Here is a 20,367-nt window from a genome sequence, read left to right as displayed (position 1 = left end):
TCAGGATCAGCCCTCATGAACACCACCGAAAGCCTCAAGGACTACCAGCGCGTGCGCCTGCTGGCGATCCGCTCGCTGTTCGAGATCATCGAGCAGTCAAGTGAAGGCACGGTGATCGTCGACAGCGACGCCAACATCGTCTGGATGAACGAACGCTATGCCAAGCGTTTCGGCCTGCCATCGGCTGAAGACGCCATTGGCAAGGCCTGCGAAAGCGTCATCCCCGGCAGCCTGTTGCGCGAGGTGGTGCGCACCGGTCGACCGATTCTGCTCGACATGCAGGACACCCCCAAGGAACCCCTGGTGGTCATGCGCCTGCCGATTCATGACGATGCCGGCGAGGTGATCGGCGCCATCGGCTTCGCCTTGTTCGACGAATTGCGCAGCCTGTCGCCGATGCTCAAGCGCTACATGAGCATGCAGCAAGAGCTTGCTTCCACGCGTTCGCTGCTGCGGGCGCGACAGACCCGCTACAACTTCGCCCACTTCATCGGCACCAGCGCCGCCAGCCTGGAAGTCAAGCGCCGCGCCCGGCGCAGCGCCAGCACCGACTCGCCGGTGTTGCTGCTCGGCGAGACCGGCACCGGCAAGGAATTGCTGGCACAGGCGATCCATAATGCATCGCCGCGAGCCCACAAGGCGTTCGTCAGCATCAACAGTGCGGCGATCCCCGAAGCACTGCTCGAAGCCGAATTCTTCGGCACTGCGCCTGGCGCCTATACCGGCGCCGACCGCAAAGGCCGCGCCGGCAAACTGCAGATCGCCCAGGGCGGCACGCTGTTTCTCGATGAAATCGGCGACATGCCGTTGCCGCTGCAAAGCAAACTGCTGCGGGTGTTGCAGGAAAAGGAATTCGAACCGGTCGGTTCCAACGAGGTGATCCAGAGCGATGTGCGAGTGATCGCCGCGACTTCGACCGACCTGGAAGCGGCGATCAAGCGTGGCGAGTTTCGCGCCGACCTCTACTACCGCCTCAACGTCCTGCCGATCCAGGTGCCACCGCTACGCGAGCGGCTCGACGACCTGCCTGCCCTGAGCGAAGCGATCCTTGAAGAACTGCGCAGCCAGCACGAACTGAACAGCGATGCGCTGGCGCTCCTGGGCCAACACGCCTGGCCGGGCAACATTCGCGAACTGCGCAACGTGCTGGAGCGGGCGGCATTGCTCAGCGACGACCTGCGCCTGACGGAGGCGGATATCCGCGCGGCGATCGGGACTTTTACCCCAGTTCAGCGCGTGGCGCCGTTGGCCATCGAACCGCAGGAGCATGAGACGTTCAGTGCGGCGCGCGAGCGCTTTGACCGGCAATTGATTGAAGCGGCCCTGGCGCAATGCGGGGGCAAGGTGATTGAGGCGGCGGCGCGATTGGGGCTGGGAAGGTCGACCTTGTACAAGAAGATGGTGGCGTTGGGGATTGCGGAGTCTCAATAGAGAGACATAAATCTCTATTTGTAGATGTAATTTTCAGATCAAAAGATCGCAGCCTGCTGCAGCTCCTACATGGATTTCCAGCGTTTCCCTGTAGGAGCTGCCGCAGGCTGCGATCTTTTCAGGCACAAAAAGTCTCCAAATAGAGACAACAAGCACTTAATCGCCACTTCGCACAAAATTATATCCTTATATTTCAACAACTTACCCACATGGCACGAAACTCGCTAAAGCCGTCTCCTACAACGTTTCACCCATACAAAAATAACAATCCAGGAGACACACCATGAGTGTGATCATTGCCTTGGCAGCCCTCACGCTGCTGATGCTGGCTGCTTACCGTGGCTACAGCGTTATCCTATTTGCCCCGATTGCCGCCCTCGGCGCCGTCCTGCTCACCGATCCTTCCGCCGTCGCCCCCGCCTTCACCGGGGTGTTCATGGAAAAAATGGTCGGTTTCATCAAACTGTATTTCCCGGTATTCCTGCTCGGCGCGGTGTTCGGCAAACTCATCGAGTTGTCCGGCTTCTCGCGCTCGATCGTCGCGGCGGCGATTCGCTTGCTCGGCACCCGCCAGGCGATGCTCGTGATCGTGCTGGTCTGCGCCCTGCTGACGTACGGCGGCGTCTCGCTGTTCGTGGTGGTGTTCGCGGTCTATCCGTTTGCCGCGGAAATGTTCCGCCAGAGCAACATTCCCAAACGCCTGATCCCGGCGACCATCGCCCTCGGCGCCTTTTCATTCACCATGGACGCCCTGCCCGGCACCCCGCAAATCCAGAACATTATCCCCAGCACCTTCTTCAACACCACCGCCTGGGCCGCGCCATGGCTGGGTTTGATCGGGTCGATCTTCGTGGTCTGCGCCGGCATGCTGTTTCTGCAGCGCCAGCGTAACAAGGCTCAGCTTAGCGGCGAAGGCTACGGCACCGACCTGCGCAATGAGCCGGAAACCGCTGCCGACATCAAACTCCCCAATCCGTGGATCGCCCTGTCGCCGCTGCTGGCCGTGGGCATCATGAACCTGCTGTTTACCCAGTGGATTCCACAGTGGTACGGCAAGACCCACAGTCTCGCGCTGCCGGGCATGGCTGCGCCGGTGACCACCGAAATCGCCAAGCTAACGGCGATCTGGGCCGTTCAGGCTGCACTGCTGGTCGGCATCATCGTGGTGCTGGTGTTCGGCTTCCAGGCGATTCGCGGCAAGTTGGCCGAAGGCAGCAGAAGTGCAGTCAGCGGTTCATTACTGGCAGCAATGAACACAGCGTCTGAATACGGTTTTGGTGCGGTAATAGCATCGCTGCCAGGCTTTCTGGTCCTGGCCGACTGGCTCAAAAGCATCCCTGACCCGCTGGTCAACGAAGCGATCACCGTGACCCTGCTGGCGGGCATCACGGGCTCGGCGTCCGGCGGCATGAGCATTGCGCTGGCGGCCATGGCCAATGACTTCATCGCAGCGGCCCATGCCGCCAACATCCCGCTGGAAGTCCTGCACCGGGTGGCGGCGATGGCCAGCGGCGGCATGGACACCCTGCCACACAACGGCGCGGTGATTACCTTGCTGGCGGTGACCGGCCTGACCCACCGCGAAGCCTACAAAGACATTTTCTGTATTACGCTGATCAAGACCCTGGCGGTTTTCGTAGTGATCGGCACTTTCTACGCCACTGGCATTGTGTGAGGCATTGATGACGACTCTTTCAGGCAAGACCGCACTGGTTACCGGTTCCACCAGCGGCATTGGCCTGGGCATTGCCCTGAGCCTGGCCAAGGCTGGCGCCAATCTGATCCTCAACGGATTTGGCGATGCATCCAAAGTGATTGCCGAGGTTGAACAGTTCGGCGGCAAGGTTGGCCATCATCCCGCCGACGTCAGCGACCCGGCGCAGATCGCCGACATGATCGCCTACGCCGAGCGCGAATTCGGCGGCGTCGATATTCTGGTCAACAACGCCGGCATCCAGCATGTGGCGCCGGTAGACGAGTTTCCGGTGGAACGCTGGGACTCGATCATCGCCATCAACCTGTCATCGGTGTTTCACAGCACCCGCCTGAGCCTGCCGGGCATGCGCGCCAAGGGCTGGGGCCGAGTGATCAACATCGCCTCGGTGCATGGCCTGGTGGGTTCGACGGGCAAAGCCGCTTATGTCGCCGCCAAGCATGGCGTGATCGGCCTGACCAAAGTGGTTGCCCTGGAAACGGCCACCAGCAACATCACCTGCAACGCGATTTGCCCGGGCTGGGTGCTGACACCACTGGTGCAAAAGCAGATCGACGATCGCGCCGCCAAGGGCATCGACCCACAGCAGGCGCAGCATGACCTGCTGGCCGAGAAACAGCCGTCGCTGGAGTTCGTAACACCGCCGCAACTGGGTGAACTGGTGCTGTTCCTGTGCAGCGAGGCTGGCACCCAGGTACGTGGCGCGGCGTGGAATATCGATGGTGGGTGGTTGGCGCAGTAACCACAGATTGATCGCTCCCACGCTCTGCGTGGGAATGCAGCCCGGGACGCTCTGCGTCCCAAGAGCCGAACGCGGAGCGTCCGCTGAGGCACCCCTTCGCGGCGCGTGGGAACGATCTGACGACAATAAGAGGCAAATCATGTCCGAAGTACTATGGCAACCCACCGCCGAACGCATCGGCAAGACTCGCATGGAGGCCTTTCGGCGCTTCGTCAATCAACGGCACCACCTGCACATCGACGACTACCCCGCCCTGCATCAATGGTCGATCGACCAGCGCCCGGATTTCTGGCAGGCCATCGTCGACTTCTTCGACATCCGCTTCCATGAGCAACCCGACGCGGTGCTACTGGAAGGCCGACAAATGCCCAGCGCCCAGTGGTTCCCCGGCGCCACCCTGAATTTCGCTGAACACCTGCTCAGTCGACGCGACGATGCCGTAGCCGTCGTGGCCGTGGCTGAAAACGGCCAGCGCGAACACTTGACCTGGGCCGAATTGGCGGAGCATGTCGCAGGCTTTCAGAAGGGCTTGATTGCGGCCGGTGTCGGCCTTGGCGACCGGGTGGCGGCCTGCATGCCCAACACCTGGCAAACCCTGGTGGCCATGCTCGCCACCACCAGCCTGGGGGCAATCTGGTCCTGTTCGTCGCCCGACTTCGGCACCCAAGGGGTGATCGACCGCTTCGGCCAGATCGAACCGAAAGTGCTGGTCACCTGCGCTGGCTATCGTTATGCCGGCAAGGAGATCGACCAGCGCGCCAAGGTCAACGAAATCCTCGAACGCCTGCCGTCATTGCAGCAACTGGTGATCGTGCCTTACGCACTCCCCGGAACACGCATCGAAGATTTCCGTACCCAGGCCAATGTGACGCTCTGGGATGATTTCTATGACCCGGGTGGCGATCCTGATTTCGTCGCCGTGCCCTTCGACCATCCGCTGTACATCCTCTACTCCAGCGGCACCACCGGCGTGCCCAAGTGCATCATCCACAGCGCCGGCGGCGTACTGCTGCAACACGTCAAGGAACACGGCCTGCACTGCGACCTCGGCCCTGGCGATCGCTTGTTCTACTACACCACCTGCGGCTGGATGATGTGGAACTGGCTGGTCTCGGCCCTGGCGGTAGGCAGTGCCGTGGTGCTGTACGATGGGTCGCCATTCCATCCGAATGCCGAACGCTTGATCGACCTGATCGACGACGAGCGCATCACCGTATTCGGCACCAGCCCCAAGTACCTCGCCACCCTGCAAAGCAGCGGCGTGAAGCCTGGGCAAAGCCATGACCTGGGCAGCCTCAAGACCTTGCTCTGCACCGGCTCTGCGCTGTCGCCGCAGAGCTACGACTATGTCTATCGCGATTTCAAGGCCGACCTGTGCCTGGCCTCGATGTCGGGTGGCACCGACATCGTCTCGTGTTTTGTCAACGGCAACCCCTGGCAGCCGGTGCGCCGTGGCGAAATACAGGGCAAGAGCCTGGGCATGGCCGTGGAAGTGTGGAACGACGAGGGCCGGGCGGTCATCGGCGAAAAGGGCGAACTGGTGTGTACGCGGCACTTCCCGGCGATGCCGATCGGCCTGTGGAACGACCCAAATGGCGAAAAGCTCAAGGCCTCCTACTTCAGTCAATTTCCCGGTGTCTGGGCCCAGGGCGACTACGCCGAACAACTGCCCCACGGCGCGATGATGATCCATGGGCGCTCCGACGCGGTGCTCAATCCCGGTGGCGTGCGCATCGGCACGGCGGAAATCTATCGGCAAGTGGAGAAAGTCCCGCAGGTGCTCGACAGCGTGGCCATCGGTCAGCAATGGCAGGACGACGTGCGGGTGGTGCTGTTCGTGCGCTTGCGTGAGGGCGTGGAACTGGATGACGCGCTGCAGCAGCAGATCCGCCAGGTCATTCGCGCCAACACCACGCCACGTCATGTGCCGGCGAAGATTGTCGCGGTGACCGACATTCCTCGCACCATCAGCGGCAAAATTGTCGAATTGGCGGTGCGTAATGTGGTGCATGGGCAGAAGGTGAAGAATACCGACGCGCTGGCCAATCCCGAGGCGCTCGAGCAATTCCGCGATCGCCCCGAACTCCAGGACTGAACACCGCCCCCTGTAGGAGCGAGCATGCTCGCGATGAACCTGAGAGCGCCGCGGGGTATCAGGCTTCCAGCGTTATCGTTAACGACCATCGCGAGCATGCTCGCTCCTACAGGGGTATGGGTCAATCCATCAAGTCCCAGTCGCCTGACGATGGCGCAGAACCTGGCGTTGTGTTGGCATGCAACTTCAGTCGCAAGCGTAAATTGTTCACCGAATCTGCATGCTTCAACGCTTCATCCTCGTCGACCACACCTTCTGCGACCAACTCGAACAACGCCCCGTCAAACGTCTGCATCCCCATCTCCGCCGACTTCTCCATCACCCCTTTCAGTTCGGAAAACTGGTTACGCCGGATCAGATCGCCAATGGTTGGCGTGCCCAGCATCACCTCTACCGCAGCACGCCGCTGGCCATCAACGCTACGTACCAGGCGCTGCGACACAAACGCCTTGAGGTTGTTACCCAGGTCGTTGAGCAGTTGCCCCCGACGCTCTTCGGGAAAAAAATTGATAATGCGGTCAAGCGCCTGACTGGCGTTATGGGCATGCAATGTGGAGATCACCAGATGCCCGGAATCGGCAAACGCCAGGGCATGCTCCATGGTTTCGCGGTCACGGATCTCGCCGATCAGCACCACGTCCGGCGCCTGGCGCAGGGTGTTTTTCAACGCGGCATGAAAACTGCGGGTGTCGACACCGACCTCGCGCTGGCTGATGATCGATCGCTGGTGCCGGTGGATGTACTCGATCGGGTCTTCGATGCTGACGATGTGACCGCTGGCGTGGCGATTGCGGTAGTCGATCAACGCTGCCAGCGACGTGGACTTGCCCGAGTCAGTGGCGCCGACGAATAGCATCAGCCCTTGCTTGAGCATCACCGTTTCAAGCAACACCTGCGGCAGCTTGAGGTCTTCAAAGCGTGGAATGTCGAGCTTGACGTTGCGCACGACCATTGACACATCGTTACGCTGTTTGAAAATGTTCACTCGAAAGCGTCCAATCCCCGCCAGGGAGATCGCCAGGTTCATTTCCAGTTCCCGATCGAACTCAAGGCGCTGTTCGGCGTCCATGATGGACGCCGCAATCGTCGCGATTGCTCCCGGCTTGATCGGTTGGTGGGCCAGGGCGGTGAGCACACCGTTGAACCGCGCACTCGCAGGCGCCCCCGTGGACAGGTAAAGATCGGAGCCATCCTGGCTGGCCAAGCGTCTTAACAACGCGTCGATTTCCATGGCAAAAAGCACCTACGAAGCATTCAATGTTAAAAAATGACCTGAAGCAGGTCATCCAGCGTCTACTGCCCTGCAAGGATAGTTGACGCCGCCACACCGACTTTTGTGCAGGACATCTTGATGAACGCATCACCCACCGGCAGCGATGCCCAAGCCTTGATTGCCAGACTCGACTGGGCGAACAGCCCCCTGGGCGCTGCTGGCACCTGGCCACAGAGCCTGCGAACCGCCGTGGACATCGTGATTCATTCGCCAATGCCGATGCTGTTGCTCTGGGGGCCGCAACTGACGCAGATCTACAACGACGGCTTCGCGCTGCTGGCCGGCAGCAAGCATCCGCACGCTTTCGGACAGCCAACCCACCTGATCTGGCCCGAATTAAAGGACTTTACTGACCCAATTTACAGCGCGGTCCTACAAGGCCAGGTGCGAACCTACAGCGAACAGCGCTTCACCCTGCAGCGCGACGGTACAGATTCCGACTTCTGGCTTGACCTGACCTACAGCCCCATCCGCGACGAAAATGCCCAGGTTGCCGGAATCCTGGTCACCGCCATCGAAACCAACGAGCGCCGGCGCATCGCCCTCGAACTGGAGCAACGCTCCGCCGCGAGCCTCAAGGCCCAGCAAGACACCGAAGAACGCCTGCAACTGGCCCTCGCCGCCACCGACGCGGTTGGCACTTGGGACTGGGACATCAGTGAGGACCGCTTCATCGCCGACGCCCACTTCGCCCAATTGCACGGCGTCGAACCGGCCCTGTCTGGCCAGTTGCCGATCAGCGAATACCTGCATGGCGTCCACCCCGAAGACCGCACCCTGATCGCCCGCAGCATCAAGCACTGCATCACTCACGGCACCGAGTACGCCGAGGAGTACCGCCTGCTGCAACCCGATGGCCAGTTGCGCTGGGTGTTTGCCCGCGGACGCTGCTACAAGGATCACCATGGACGGCCGATCCGTTTCCTCGGCGCCGCCCTTGACCTGACCGATCGCAAAAACACCGAGCACGCCTTGCGCCAGAGTCAGACCGAGCTGCAGTTGATCATCAATGCCATGCCGATCCTGATCAGCTACGTCGACCGCGAGGAACGCTTTCGCCTGAACAACGCCGCCTACCTGGACTGGTATGGCTTGACGCCCCAGGAACTCTATGGCCGAACCATTCGCGAAGTGCTGGGCGATGAGGCCTACGCGTTGCGCGCCGAGCACATTGCCCAGGCCCTGAGCGGCAAGGCGTGTTGCTTCAGCATCGGCACGGCGCACCGCGACGGTAGCATCCGCCAGGCACTCATGAATTACCTGCCGCGTCACGGCCCGGATGGCGCGGTGAATGGTTTCTATATCTTCGTCATCGACGAAACCGAGCGTAAACAGACCGAAGAAGCCCTGCGCAACCTCAACGAAACCCTCGAGGAACGGGTGAGCGCGCGCACCCGGCAATTGGCCGAGGCCAATGAAAAACTGCTCAGCGAGATGTTCGAACGCGAGCGCGCCGAAGAAGCCCTGCGGCATGCGCAGAAGATGGAAGCGCTCGGCCAGCTCACCGGCGGCATTGCCCATGACTTCAACAACATGCTCACTGGCATCATCGGCAGCCTGGACTTGATGCAGCGCTACATTGCCGACGGCCGCGCCGCCGAAATCAACCGTTTCTCCGAGGCCGCGGTTTCCTCGGCCAACCGCGCCGCCGCCCTCACCCATCGACTGCTGGCGTTCTCCAGGCGTCAGTCGCTGGATCGCAAGACGCTGAACGCCAACGACCTGATCCACTCCCTGGAAGACTTGCTCAGCCGCACCAAAGGCGACCACATCGAACTCAAGCTGCTGCTGACCGAAGGTGCCTGGCCGGTCAGCACCGACGTCAGTCAACTGGAAAACGCCCTGCTCAACCTGGTGATCAACGCCCGCGACGCCATGCCCGAGGGTGGCCAGTTGTGCATCGAAACCGCCAACGTCTATCTCGACGGCAGCGATATCACCACACTGGAACCGGTCAAGGCCGGGGATTACCTGATGATCGCCGTCACTGACAACGGCACCGGCATGACCCCCAAGGTATTGGCCAAGGCCTTCGACCCGTTCTTCACTACCAAGCCCATCGGCCAGGGCACCGGGCTGGGGTTGTCGATGATCTACGGCTTCGCCCAGCAGTCCGGCGGCCATGTGACCCTGTCCAGCCTGCCGGGCCAGGGCACCAGCGTGCGCCTGTACTTGCCGCGACTACGAGGCAACGAGCCACAGGATGTGCTGTCGCCCGTGATCAGCGAAGCACCGTCGGCGATTGCCGGCGAAACGGTGGTGCTGGTGGAAGACGATCCGGCGGTGCGCATGCTGGTGACCGATCTGCTCAAGGAGTTGGGTTATCACGCCTATGAAGCCGAAGACGCGAAGACCGCCCTGCCCTTGCTCGAATCCGACTTGCGCGTCGACCTGCTGGTCACCGACGTCGGGCTGCCCGGGATGAATGGGCGACAACTGGCGGAAATCGCGCGCCAGCATCGCCCGCAACTGAAAGTGCTGTTCATGACCGGTTACGCGCAAAACGCCGCCGAACGCCAGGGCTTTCTCGAAGAAGGCATGGACATGGTGGCCAAGCCGTTTTCCATCGATCTGCTGGCCAACAAGATTCGCACGATGATCGGTCAACCGCAGTGAGTTGGGGCATAATCGCGCCCCCTGGCTGTCACGACCGCAACAAGGTATCTGCCCCATGAAAGCTCAAGCCCGCCATATCCTGGTGAAAACCTCGGAAGAAGCCGAGCAACTCAAGCAACGTATCGCCAAGGGCGAAGCCTTCGATGTGCTGGCCAAGAAGTACTCCACCTGCCCGTCCGGCAAACGCGGCGGCGACCTGGGTGAAGTGCGTCCGGGCCAGATGGTCGGTGCAATCGATGCGGTGATCTTCAAGAAACCGCTGCGGGTGGTGCATGGGCCGATCAAGAGCAAGTTCGGGTATCACCTGGTGCAGGTGTTTTACCGGGATTGATCTCCACCTGTAGGAGCTGCCGCAGGCTGCGATCTTTTGATCTTGTTTTTAAAAGCAAAATCAAAAGATCGCAGCCTGCGGCAGCGCCTACACAGAGTTCTTGTTCAAACCAAGGGGATGAGTGCCCCTGGCGCCTGAATCACCCGACCCGCCAACCGATGCCCCGCCTCAGCCGCCAGGGCCGGGCTCGCGCCCTTGAGGCGCGCAGCCAGGTACGCCGCACTGAACGAATCCCCGGCCGCCGTGGTATCCACCACCCGCTCGACTTTCTGCGCCGGCACTTCGAATGACTCGCCGCCACAACGAATCAGGCAGGCTTCGGCGCCGCGCTTGAGCACCACTTCAGGCGTGCCGATCTGCTCGTATGCTGCAAACACCGCCTGGCAATCGGCGAAATGGAACAGCGCCTGTTCGTCATCGACGGTCAGCAGAGCCAGGTCGACATAGGGCAACACCTTGCGGTACGCCACTCGCGCTTCCTCCACCGAGGCCCACAAACGCGGTCGGTAGTTGTTGTCGAAGACGATCCGCGCATTGCGCTGGCGGGCCTCGATCAAGACTTCCAGCAATTTTTCCCGCCCCTCGCCCAATACCGCGAGGGTGATGCCGCTAAAGTACAACACGTCGTAATCCGGCAGCGCAGCCAGGATCGGCGCGGCGGCCGGGGTGGTGAAGCAATCGCGCACCGCTGCTTCATTGCGCCAATAGAGAAAACGTCGCTCGCCGGCGGCGTCAGTCTGGATGCAATACAGCCCCGGTAAGCGACCGGGCAAGCGCTGGACCTTGCTCAGGCCAATGTTTTCGGCAGCCCAGCTCTGGCACATGGCATCGCTGAAACTGTCATCGCCCAGGGCCGTGACGTAATCCACCGAACCCGCCGTGCCCAGTTCGCGGGACAGGTAGACCGCCGTGTTCAAGGTATCGCCGCCGAAGCTTTGTTGCAGGCTGCCATCGGCGCGGTGTTGCAATTCGATCATGCATTCGCCGATCAGGGCGATGCGCGGGGTGTGGGGGCCCAGGGTGTTGAAGGTGTTCATGGGTGTGGGGTCTCCGGTATTGCGATGCTGTCTGTCAGGGCCCCTTCGCGAGCAGGCTCGCTCCCACATTGGAATGCATTCCCCTTGTGGGAGCGAGCCTGCTCGCGAAGGCCACGCCGCGGTCTCAAACCGGTTAGAAACAGGTTTCCATGGTCTCGATAACGTTCAATTGCTCATCCACCAGGCAACCCACGCGCCACTTGTCGAACGTCAGGCACGGGTGCGAAGTGCCGAACGAAATGATGTCGCCCACCCGCAAATCAACCCCCGGCGGCACGGTCATGAAGGCGTGCTGGTCCATCACGGCGGTCACCTTGCAAGCGCTCACATCATCGCCCTTGGCCGGAATGACACCGGCCCGGTAGCGCAGCAACGGCACCGGCAGGCCAGCGTCATAAGCCACGTCACGCTTGCCCAGGGCAATCACTGCAAAGCCTGGCTCCGGCAACGACTGCACATGTGCCCAGACCTCCAGCGCCGCACGCAAGCCCTCATGCAGATCACTGCGACGGTCGAGCACGCAGCATTGCGCTTCCTTGTAGATACCATGGTCGTGCGCCACATAGCTGCCGGGGCGCAAGACGCTGAGGAAACGCCCGCCAGCGTTCTGCGCCTCGAACTCTTCGGCGATCAAGTCATACCAGGCCGAACCTGAAGCGGTGACGATCGGCTTGGCAATCGCGAAGGCACCGCTGTCCTGCAACTGCACGGCCAGACGCACCAGGGAGCCGGCGAACGCACGGATGCCACTCACCGCGTGATCGCCGTGGATCACCCCTTCGTACCCTTCGATCCCGGTCAGCGCCAAGGCCGGTTGTGCGGCGATGGCCTTGGCCAGGTCCAGCACTTGCTGTTCGCTGCGGCAACCGCAACGACCGCCGACCACGCCGTACTCGATCATCACGTTCAGGCGCACACCCCGTGAAGCGAAATAGGCGCCGAGGTCGGCGACGTTGTCCGGGTGATCGACCATGCAATAGAAGTCGAAGCCCGGATCAGCCAGAAGATCGGCTATCAACGCCATGTTCGGGGTGCCGACCAACTGGTTGGCCATCAACACCCGGCGCACGCCGTGGGCATAGGCCGCGCGGGTTTGCGTGGCGCTCGCCAGGGTAATGCCCCAGGCACCGGCGTCCAGTTGCCGGCGGAACAGCGCCGGGGTCATGCTGGTCTTGCCGTGGGGCGCAAGCTCGGCGCCGCTGTCGCTGACAAAGGCCTGCATCCAACGGATGTTGTGTTCAAGCGCATCGCGATGCAGCACCAGCGCGGGCAGGCTGACGTCACGCACCAGGTGGGCGCCAGTGTGGGCAAAGCCCTTTTCCACGGCGGCAATATTCTTGGCAGAAGACATGGTCGAACTCCTCACAGTCGCGGCCGCGGGCAGCCGCTGTTAATCGTTGATGCGACGGGCCAGGTTGTTGGCGCTATCGATCAGCACCCGGCGGTAATCGCTGTAATGGGTCTTGGCATCGGCCCGCGGAGCGACGATGCACAGGGTGGCAATGGCCACGCCATCGGGGCCTTTGACCGGGGCGGCGAAGCAATGGGTAAAGGTGTCGGCCACGCTGTCGAAGGAGAAAAAGCCGTCGATGCCAGCTTGGCGGATTTCCTTGAGAAACTGTTCCAGCGGCAAACGTTCGCCGTTGGGCAGGATGAAGTCGTCGTGGTCGATCAAGTCGACGATTTCCTCGTCACTGAGGTGCGCCAGCAACAGGCGTCCGGACGCTGTCCAGGGAATGGGCGCGTTTTCGCCGATGTCCGAGGAAATGCGAAAATGCCGCTGGCCCTCCTTCATCAACGCCACGGTGTATTTGCGCCCGTTGAGCAAGCACATCTGCGCCGTTTCGTGAGTCTGGCTGACGATGTCCTGCAGGGCACGATCGGCTTCGCGGGTCAGGTCAAAATGGCGCAGGTGCGCTTGGCCAAGGAAGTACAGCTGGCGGCCGAGATAGACGTGACCGTCCTTGCCCACCGGTTCCAGGATGCGCCGTTCCAGCAACGAGGCCACCAGCTCATAGACCGTGGATTTCGGACTGCCGATGCCGTTGGCGATGTCGTTCGGGCGCAGGGGCTGGCCGATCTCCTTGAGGAAATCGAGGATATCGAACGCCCGGTCCAGACCGCGTGCCCGGCGCTTGATGGTGTCTTCGCTCATGTCAGTGGTTCCCAATCAAATTCGCCGGGGGGGTTTTGATCGTTCCCACTCTGGGAACGATCAGTGTCAAGTTCAGGCCTTTTTCTTGTACGCGATGCAGTCGATCTCGACCTTGCAGTCGACCATCATGTTCGCCTGCACACAGGCCCGGGCCGGTGCGTGTTCAGGCTTGAAGTACTCGGAGAAGACCTTGTTGAAACTGGTGAAATCCCGCGGATCTTCCAGCCATACGCCGACACGCACCACATCTTCCAGGCCATAACCTGCCTCTTGGAGAATCGCGACCAGGTTCTTCATGGTCTGGTGCGTCTGCTCGACGATGCCGCCAACAATGATCTCGCCCTCCACCGCCGGCACCTGCCCGGAGACGTGCAGCCAGCCATCGGCTTCAACGGCGCGGGCAAAAGGACGCGGCTGGCCACCCGCCGCGGTGCTGCCGGTGCCGTAACGAGTAATGCTCATGGGTGTTTCTCCTGAACTGAAAACCGAAGGATCAGAGATCTTCTGCGAGACCTCGAAGGCCAATTAATTCCGCTATACCGGAATACGGTTTGCAATAGCGGAATAAGCGGCAGAAAGTGTGCCACAGGTCGTGAAGGAAATAGTAGGGGGAGATTGAAAAGTGTTCTAAATCAGAAAATCCCTGCACGCCGCTTCGCGAGCAGGTCCGCTCCCTGTCGGGATGCGATTCCCTGCTCGCGAGGCGCCCTCAGGCTGGCGGTAAAATCAATTACACGTGCGCGCCAGGAACACCCGCGTTACCCGCCGCTCTTCTACCGACATGACGGTCAATCGCCAGCCGTCCCAGTCGTGGCTGTCACCGATCATCGGCAGTCGATCCAGCAGGCTCACCACCAGACCGGCCAGGGTTTGATAGTCTTCGGTCGGTTGTGCCGCGAATCCGGTGCGTTGACGCACACGCGCCAGGTTCAACGCGCCACTGACCACGAATCCGTCCTTCTCCTCGATCACGTCCGGGCCTTCGATTTCGCTGGCGTCGGGCAGCTCACCGGCAATCGACTCGAGGATGTCGGTCATGGTCAGCACGCCGACGAAGTCACCGAATTCGTTGACCACAAACGCGATGTGGGTCGAGGCCTTGCGCATTTGCTCCAGGGCATTGAGGATCGAGTAGCTGTCCAGCAGGTTGACGGCCTGGCGCGCCAGGTGGGCAAGATCAGGCTGGTTGCCGGCCAGGAAATCCTTCAACAGTTCCTTCTTGTGCACGAAGCCCAGCGGTTCATCCACCGCGCCGTCGCGAATCAGCGGCAGGCGCGAGTAGGACGAATGCATCAAACGCGTGCGAATGGTCTGCGGGTCGTCGGACAGGTCGATGTAATCGACGTCGGCACGCACGGTCATCAAGCCGCGGATAGGCCGCTCGGCCAGTTGCAATACCCCGCTGATCATCACCCGCTCACGACGGTCGAACAGTTCTTCGCTCTGCCCTTCGCCGTCGTCGAGCATGTCGGCGATTTCTTCACCGACTTCTTCCACCGCCAATTTGCGCCCGCCGAGCATGCGCATTACCGCGTGCGCAGTGCGTTCACGCATCGGTCGCAGGCCCTGCATCGAGCGTTTGCGTCGCGACCGGGCGATCTGGTTGAACACCTCGATCAGGATCGAGAAGCCGATGGCCGCGTACAGATAGCCCTTGGGAATGTGGAAGCCCAGGCCTTCGGCGGTCAAGGCAAAACCGATCATCATCAAAAAGCCCAGGCACAGCATGATCACCGTAGGGTGCGCGTTGACGAAGCGAGTCAACGGCTTGCTGGCGACGATCATCAGGCCGATGGAAATGATCACGGCGATCATCATCACCGACAATTCATCGACCATGCCCACCGCGGTAATCACTGCGTCAAGGGAGAACACCGCGTCAAGCACCACGATCTGCGCCACGATGGGCCAGAACAACGCGTAAGCCGTATTGGAAGTGCGCTCGCCGACATGGCCTTCGAGCCGTTCGTGCAGCTCCATGGTCGCCTTGAACAACAGGAACACACCACCAAACAGCATGATCAGGTCTCGACCCGAGAAGCTTTTGTCGAACACCTCGAACAGCGGCTGGGTCAGGGTCACCAACCAGGAAATACTCGCCAGCAGGCCCAGGCGCATCAACAACGCCAGGGACAGGCCGATGATACGCGCGCGATCGCGCTGTTCCGGCGGCAATTTGTCCGCCAAAATCGCAATGAACACCAGGTTGTCGATACCCAGTACCAGCTCCAGCACAATCAACGTCAACAAGCCCAGCCACGCGGTGGGGTCAGCTAACCATTCCATGTAAATGTCTCGATCTATTCAGTGAATTCAGAATGCCAGGCACGGCAAGGCGCGGCGCAGAGGCCGGGTAAATGCAATGACAGGGAGATCGGGGTGCCAGAAGACCGGATGTTTCGCGTGCAGCAAGACCGCGCGTTGGCGCGAGGGGAAAGGATAACTGGGGGGCTCCGTAAGGGCGTTCATGCAAGTCCTGAAAAGGAAAAAGGACTCGAATCGTACAGTCGACATGGGCAATTCCTACAGCCCGAAATTATTTCAAGATCTGTAGCAGGTCTGTGAATTGCCGCCGCTGACTGTAGGAACAAGCTGGCTCGTGATGCTTTCAACGGTTTTTCACACGTTCGATGTACCGCACAACCGCCGGGGATTTCTCGAACCGGCGATGAATCAACGCCAGCCACGACGACGCGTTGCAGTCGTTGATCTGGCGATAGACCACATTCGGTAAACTGACATGGCCGACCACCGACTCTGGTACCACCGCCACGCCCTGACCCAGGGAAACCAAGGCGATCACTGCCACCAACCCACCCGGTTGCGCCCCCAGTTTCGGCACGAACGCGCCCTGGGCGGCAACTTGCAACGTACCGACGACTTGCTCGGGAAGAATGAAGTTTTCGTTGTGCAAATGCGCCGAGTTGATGACCGGCAAGCGATTCAGCCATGAGTCCACAGACAGTGCCAAAACAAAGCCTTCATCACTCAGGCGCACACTCTCGACACCCTCGGGCAACGTCAACGGGCAACGGATGTAGCCCAGATCGAACCGTCCCTCAAGGATCATGTTCGGCAGGCTCGCCATTGGACTTTCCCGCACATTGAGGCTGACATCCGGGTACTGGCTTGCAAAACCCTGCACCTGCTTTTGCAGCAACCCCGAATACACCGCCGACGCGACATAACCCAGTTCGATGTGACCGATATCACCACGCCCGGCACGCTGTGCGTTGCGCTGCGCCGATTCGAACTGGCGCACTGTGGCCTCAGCTTCGATCACCAGCGCCGCCCCGGCCTCGGTCAGGCTGACGTCCCGCACCTGGCGCAGAAACAGGCGTGCGCCCAGCTCCGCTTCCATGTCCTGGATTTGCCGGGTCAAGGTGGGCGGCGCGATGCCCAACTGCTCGGCGGCGCGGGTGAAGTTGCGATGCCGGGCGACAGCCAGGAAGTAGCGAAAGTGGCGAATATCCATCGGTGCATTAGCTCAAAGGTAATGAAGTGACGCGGCGCGCCTAACAAAAGCGTCGCCAGCTGGCGATAAGCTGCACGGAACCTCACAGTAGAGAACCCCTGCCATGTCCGTCAAACCCCAGGTGAGCCCGCGCCTGACCTTGCTAACAGCGTCGGCGGTGTGCTCGTTGATCGTGCTGGACACCAACATCGTCGCCGTTACCTTGCCCAGCATCGCTCGGGATCTGGGGGCGAATTTCGCTGACATTGAGTGGGTAGTCAGTGCCTACATGCTGGCCTTCGCCGCGTTGCTGTTGCCCGCGGGCAGCCTGGCGGACCGTTTTGGCCGGCAAAAAACCCTGATGTGGGGGCTGGGCATCTTCATTCTGGCCTCGATCGGCTGCGGCGCCGCACCGAACGCGCTGTTTCTCGACATCGCGCGCGCGATCAAGGGCGTCGGCGCGGCGCTGCTGTTGACCTCGGCACTCGCCTCCATCGGCCATACCTTCCACGATGAAGCCGAACGCGCCAAGGCCTGGGCGTTCTGGGGCGGTTGCATGGGCGTGGCCATGACGGCGGCGCCGACCCTGGGCGGGTTGATCACCGAGTACGTGGGTTGGCGCTGGATTTTCTACCTCAACCTGCCGATCGGCCTGTTCCTGATGCTCATGGTCTGGCGCGCGGTGCCGGAGTCTCGCGACGCCCAGGCCGCGCGTCTCGATCCCTGGGGCAGTCTCGCCTTCAGCGCCAGTTTGCTGTGCCTGATCTGGGGCCTGATCGAAGCCAACCGCATCGGCTGGAACAACCCCGTCACTTACGCCCGTCTGGTGGGTGGCGCCCTGTTGCTTGGCTTGTTCGTGGTGATCGAGCGTGTGCAACAGCGGCCGATGATCGACCTGCAACTGTTCCGTCATCCGCGTTTCATCGGCGCGTTGCTCGGCATGTTTTCCTACGCCGCGTGCGCCCAAGTGATGATGACGATGCTGCCGTTCTACTTGCAGAACGGTCTGGGTTTTACCGCCATCAGCGCAGGGTTGGGCATGCTGCCGTTTGCCGTGACCATGCTGATTTTCCCGCGCATCGGTGCACGCCTGGCGGGACGCGTGACGCCGGCGAACATGATGGCCATCGGACTCACCCTGGTGGGCAGCGGTAATTTGCTCAGCGCCTGGGCGGTCAACAGCGGCGGATACCTGCCCTTCGCCCTGGCGATTGCAGTCACGGGTGCCGGCGCCGGGCTGCTCAACGGCGATACGCAAAAAAACATCATGGCCTGTGTGCCTCGGGAGCGTACCGGCATGGCCTCGGGCATGAGTACGACCATGCGCTTCAGCGCGGTGATGCTGGCGATCGGTGTGTATGGCGCATTGCTGTCGGGACACAGCGAACGGCTGCTGCACGACCATCTGGCGGCACAGGGCGGGCAATGGCTCGAACACAGCCAGGGTGTCGCCTCGCGGGTGGTGGCCGGTGACATGCCGGCGGCCCTGAGTCTGTTGCCGGAAGTTGCGCGGCCGCTGGTCGAGCCGCTGGCGCGACAGGCGTTCGTGGGTGGGTTCAGTTTGTTGCTTTGGGTCGCGGGCCTGGCGGGGTTGCTGGGCGCACTGGTGGTCGGGACACTGATGCGCAATCCGATTCCAGCGCCCCGTACCGCCCTGACGCTTGAATAACGTGTACCTGGCGATTTCATCTTTGAATGTACAACCGCCTTCGCGAGCAGGCTCGCTCCCACATGATCCCGGTGAGGCACAGATTCACCTTTGGGAGCGGGCTTGCCCGCGATGAGGCCCATAAGGGCGACACAGCACTTACCCCAGAACAAGCTCGTCGATATGCCGATACCCGGTTTGCAACTGCGCCGCCAACACCTTGCTGCGCCCAAGGCGAATCGGCCCGCGTTCGATGTCGATCACCAGCCCCGGACACTCGAGTGCGGGCAACGACGGCCACTCTTTCAAACGGCCATCGGTTATCACCAGCAAGCGCTGCTGTTCGGCCGGCAAGCGCTTTTGCCGCGCGGCAAGCCACAGTGCCGCATCACCCAGCGCCGCCAGCAACGGCGTACCGCCGCCCGCACCAAGTCCGTCGAGCCAATGGCGCAAACCGCTGGATGCCTTCAGTCCCTGCACCTGCCACTTCGGCGCTGCACCGCTGGCCGTCAGTAATGCCAGGCGCGCGCGCTGGCGGTAGGCATCGTCGAACAATTGCGCCAGCAGGCCCTTGGCATCACTCAATGCCTGGTGGCGGCGGGTCGAAGCCGACGCGTCGACAATCACCAGCCACAGCTCATGCGCCGCGCGCGTGCGCTGCTGGAACAAGACATCCTGGCGCTGGCGTGGCCTTCCGTTGAGTAACGTGCCTGGCCAATTGATCGAGCCGCCATGGGACGCGTGACGTTTACCCTGTTTACCGTGATCGAGGCGTCCTGCACGAGGTCTGGCATTCGCCCCCACGTCCGATCGAGGGCGAATGCCTAGGGCTTTTTTGGCCAGCTCGGCACCTCTCGCCGCGCGCCGACCGGCAACACTTGAGCGGGCATCTCGCCCCATTGGCCCTGGCCTTCGCTCGGGTTGGGCTGTTGGCTGGATGGGGAATTGTTGGATTGTGGTGCCGATGGCGTGTGCTCGCGACGACGATGGCGCAAGGCAAATTCGGCGACCGCGTCGATATCCTCTTCGCCAATGGCTGTTGCACCGCGCCAGGCAGCATGGGCACGCGCCGCGCGCAACCAGACCAGGTCGGCGCGCAAGCCATCGACACCGGCGGCAAAGCAACGCTCGGTGATCTGCGCCAACGCTTCGTCGTCAAGGGGAATGTTCGCCAATGCACTGCGCGCTGTTTGGCAACGCTCACGCAACGACTGCTGCTGGCTCTCCCATTCGGCGCAGAACTGTTGTGGATCACTGTCGAAATCGAGGCGTCGACGAATGATTTGTCCGCGTTCGGTCGGTGCGGTGTGGCCACTGAGGGCGACGTTCAAGCCAAAACGATCGAGCAGTTGCGGGCGCAACTCGCCCTCTTCCGGGTTCATGGTGCCGATTAGCACGAACTTCGCCGAATGCCGATGGGAAATACCATCACGTTCAACCAGATTAGTGCCGCTGGCCGCCACATCGAGCAGCAGATCGACGAGGTGATCCGGCAGCAGATTCACTTCATCGACATAGAGCACGCCGCCGTCAGCCTTGGCCAGCACGCCGGGGGAAAATTGCGCCCGACCTTCACTCAGGGCCGCGTCGAGGTCGAGGGTGCCGACCAGGCGCTCTTCAGTTGCCCCCAGGGGCAAGGTGACGAATTGACCGCTGGCCAGCAGGTCCGCAAGACCACGGGCCAGGGTCGACTTGGCCATGCCACGCGGGCCTTCGATCAGCACACCACCGATTTTCGGGTCGATGGCGGTCAGATACAGCGCGAGTTTCAAATCGTCGGCGCCGACCACGGCGGAAAGCGGGAAATGGGGGGTGTCGGTCATTATCAGTACCTGTCTCTTCTCCACATCTGACGCTGCCGACGATGCCGG

Annotated in this window: 16 protein-coding genes; 7 read left to right on the top strand and 9 right to left on the bottom strand. The window is 61.5% G+C overall.

Going from position 1 to position 20,367, the window contains the following annotated elements; all coding sequences use genetic code 11:
• Positions 1 to 15: 15 nt before the first annotated feature.
• The 4 genes from AC3WWR_RS25270 (at position 16) to AC3WWR_RS25255 (ending at position 5,982) form a co-directional block, all read left to right on the top strand.
• Positions 16 to 1,431, top strand: a complete 1,416-nt coding sequence (locus AC3WWR_RS25270) for a sigma-54 interaction domain-containing protein (protein WP_020795422.1) — start codon at positions 16 to 18, stop codon at positions 1,429 to 1,431.
• Positions 1,432 to 1,714: 283 nt separating this feature from the next.
• On the top strand, positions 1,715 to 3,106 hold the full coding sequence (locus AC3WWR_RS25265; protein WP_020795424.1) for a GntP family permease: 1,392 nt from the start codon (positions 1,715 to 1,717) through the stop codon (positions 3,104 to 3,106).
• A gap of 7 nt (positions 3,107 to 3,113) precedes the next feature.
• Positions 3,114 to 3,887: a 3-hydroxybutyrate dehydrogenase gene (gene hbdH, locus AC3WWR_RS25260; RefSeq protein ID WP_033045670.1), complete on the top strand. Its 774-nt coding sequence runs from the start codon at positions 3,114 to 3,116 to the stop codon at positions 3,885 to 3,887.
• Between the two features lie 139 nt (positions 3,888 to 4,026).
• The gene (locus AC3WWR_RS25255; protein WP_033043499.1) at positions 4,027 to 5,982 is read left to right on the top strand and encodes an acetoacetate--CoA ligase; all 1,956 of its coding nucleotides are present in this window, start codon (positions 4,027 to 4,029) and stop codon (positions 5,980 to 5,982) included.
• A 121-nt stretch (positions 5,983 to 6,103) separates the two neighbouring features.
• Here AC3WWR_RS25255 and AC3WWR_RS25250 read toward each other — a convergent pair whose 3' ends face one another.
• Complete coding sequence (locus tag AC3WWR_RS25250; RefSeq protein ID WP_033044866.1) at positions 6,104 to 7,213, bottom strand: PilT/PilU family type 4a pilus ATPase; 1,110 nt, start codon at positions 7,211 to 7,213, stop codon at positions 6,104 to 6,106.
• Between the two features lie 120 nt (positions 7,214 to 7,333).
• On the opposite strand from AC3WWR_RS25250, the gene AC3WWR_RS25245 reads away from it, so the two are divergent.
• Both AC3WWR_RS25245 and AC3WWR_RS25240 read left to right on the top strand, forming a co-directional pair.
• Positions 7,334 to 9,871, top strand: coding sequence for a PAS domain-containing hybrid sensor histidine kinase/response regulator (locus AC3WWR_RS25245; protein WP_020795428.1), 2,538 nt, complete (start codon positions 7,334 to 7,336; stop codon positions 9,869 to 9,871).
• A gap of 55 nt (positions 9,872 to 9,926) precedes the next feature.
• On the top strand, positions 9,927 to 10,202 hold the full coding sequence (locus tag AC3WWR_RS25240; RefSeq protein WP_007933743.1) for a peptidylprolyl isomerase: 276 nt from the start codon (positions 9,927 to 9,929) through the stop codon (positions 10,200 to 10,202).
• Positions 10,203 to 10,306: 104 nt separating this feature from the next.
• Here AC3WWR_RS25240 and AC3WWR_RS25235 read toward each other — a convergent pair whose 3' ends face one another.
• From AC3WWR_RS25235 to AC3WWR_RS25210, 6 genes are all read right to left on the bottom strand, one after another.
• Positions 10,307 to 11,239 (bottom strand): sugar kinase, encoded by a 933-nt coding sequence (locus AC3WWR_RS25235; RefSeq protein WP_492599164.1) that lies wholly within the window; start codon positions 11,237 to 11,239, stop codon positions 10,307 to 10,309.
• Between the two features lie 133 nt (positions 11,240 to 11,372).
• On the bottom strand, positions 11,373 to 12,590 hold the full coding sequence (locus tag AC3WWR_RS25230; RefSeq protein ID WP_033043413.1) for an amino acid deaminase: 1,218 nt from the start codon (positions 12,588 to 12,590) through the stop codon (positions 11,373 to 11,375).
• Positions 12,591 to 12,629: 39 nt separating this feature from the next.
• Positions 12,630 to 13,394, bottom strand: a complete 765-nt coding sequence (locus AC3WWR_RS25225) for an IclR family transcriptional regulator (RefSeq protein WP_020795431.1) — start codon at positions 13,392 to 13,394, stop codon at positions 12,630 to 12,632.
• Between the two features lie 72 nt (positions 13,395 to 13,466).
• A complete protein-coding gene (locus tag AC3WWR_RS25220) occupies positions 13,467 to 13,856 on the bottom strand; it encodes a RidA family protein (RefSeq protein WP_020795432.1) in 390 nt (129 codons plus the stop codon).
• A gap of 264 nt (positions 13,857 to 14,120) precedes the next feature.
• Positions 14,121 to 15,680 carry a TerC family protein gene (locus tag AC3WWR_RS25215; RefSeq protein WP_020795433.1) on the bottom strand — a complete coding sequence of 520 codons (1,560 nt, stop codon included), beginning with the start codon at positions 15,678 to 15,680 and terminating at the stop codon, positions 14,121 to 14,123.
• A gap of 322 nt (positions 15,681 to 16,002) precedes the next feature.
• The gene (locus tag AC3WWR_RS25210; RefSeq protein ID WP_083349218.1) at positions 16,003 to 16,869 is read right to left on the bottom strand and encodes a LysR family transcriptional regulator; all 867 of its coding nucleotides are present in this window, start codon (positions 16,867 to 16,869) and stop codon (positions 16,003 to 16,005) included.
• 103 nt (positions 16,870 to 16,972) lie between these two features.
• Between AC3WWR_RS25210 and AC3WWR_RS25205 the strand changes: the two genes are divergently transcribed.
• Positions 16,973 to 18,517 (top strand): MFS transporter, encoded by a 1,545-nt coding sequence (locus tag AC3WWR_RS25205; protein WP_033043415.1) that lies wholly within the window; start codon positions 16,973 to 16,975, stop codon positions 18,515 to 18,517.
• A 138-nt stretch (positions 18,518 to 18,655) separates the two neighbouring features.
• Here the strand turns inward: AC3WWR_RS25205 and AC3WWR_RS25200 are convergent, their stop codons facing one another.
• Together AC3WWR_RS25200 and AC3WWR_RS25195 are read right to left on the bottom strand one after the other, a co-directional pair.
• Positions 18,656 to 19,396 carry a VWA domain-containing protein gene (locus tag AC3WWR_RS25200; protein WP_492599163.1) on the bottom strand — a complete coding sequence of 247 codons (741 nt, stop codon included), beginning with the start codon at positions 19,394 to 19,396 and terminating at the stop codon, positions 18,656 to 18,658.
• Positions 19,321 to 20,319 carry a magnesium chelatase ATPase subunit I gene (locus AC3WWR_RS25195; RefSeq protein ID WP_020795437.1) on the bottom strand — a complete coding sequence of 333 codons (999 nt, stop codon included), beginning with the start codon at positions 20,317 to 20,319 and terminating at the stop codon, positions 19,321 to 19,323. Before AC3WWR_RS25195 ends, AC3WWR_RS25200 begins: the two co-directional genes overlap by 76 nt.
• Positions 20,320 to 20,367: the final 48 nt, after the last annotated feature.

The organism is Pseudomonas sp. EB271-G4-1, assembly GCF_058791355.1.
This window is presented reverse-complemented; position numbering and strand designations above follow the sequence as displayed.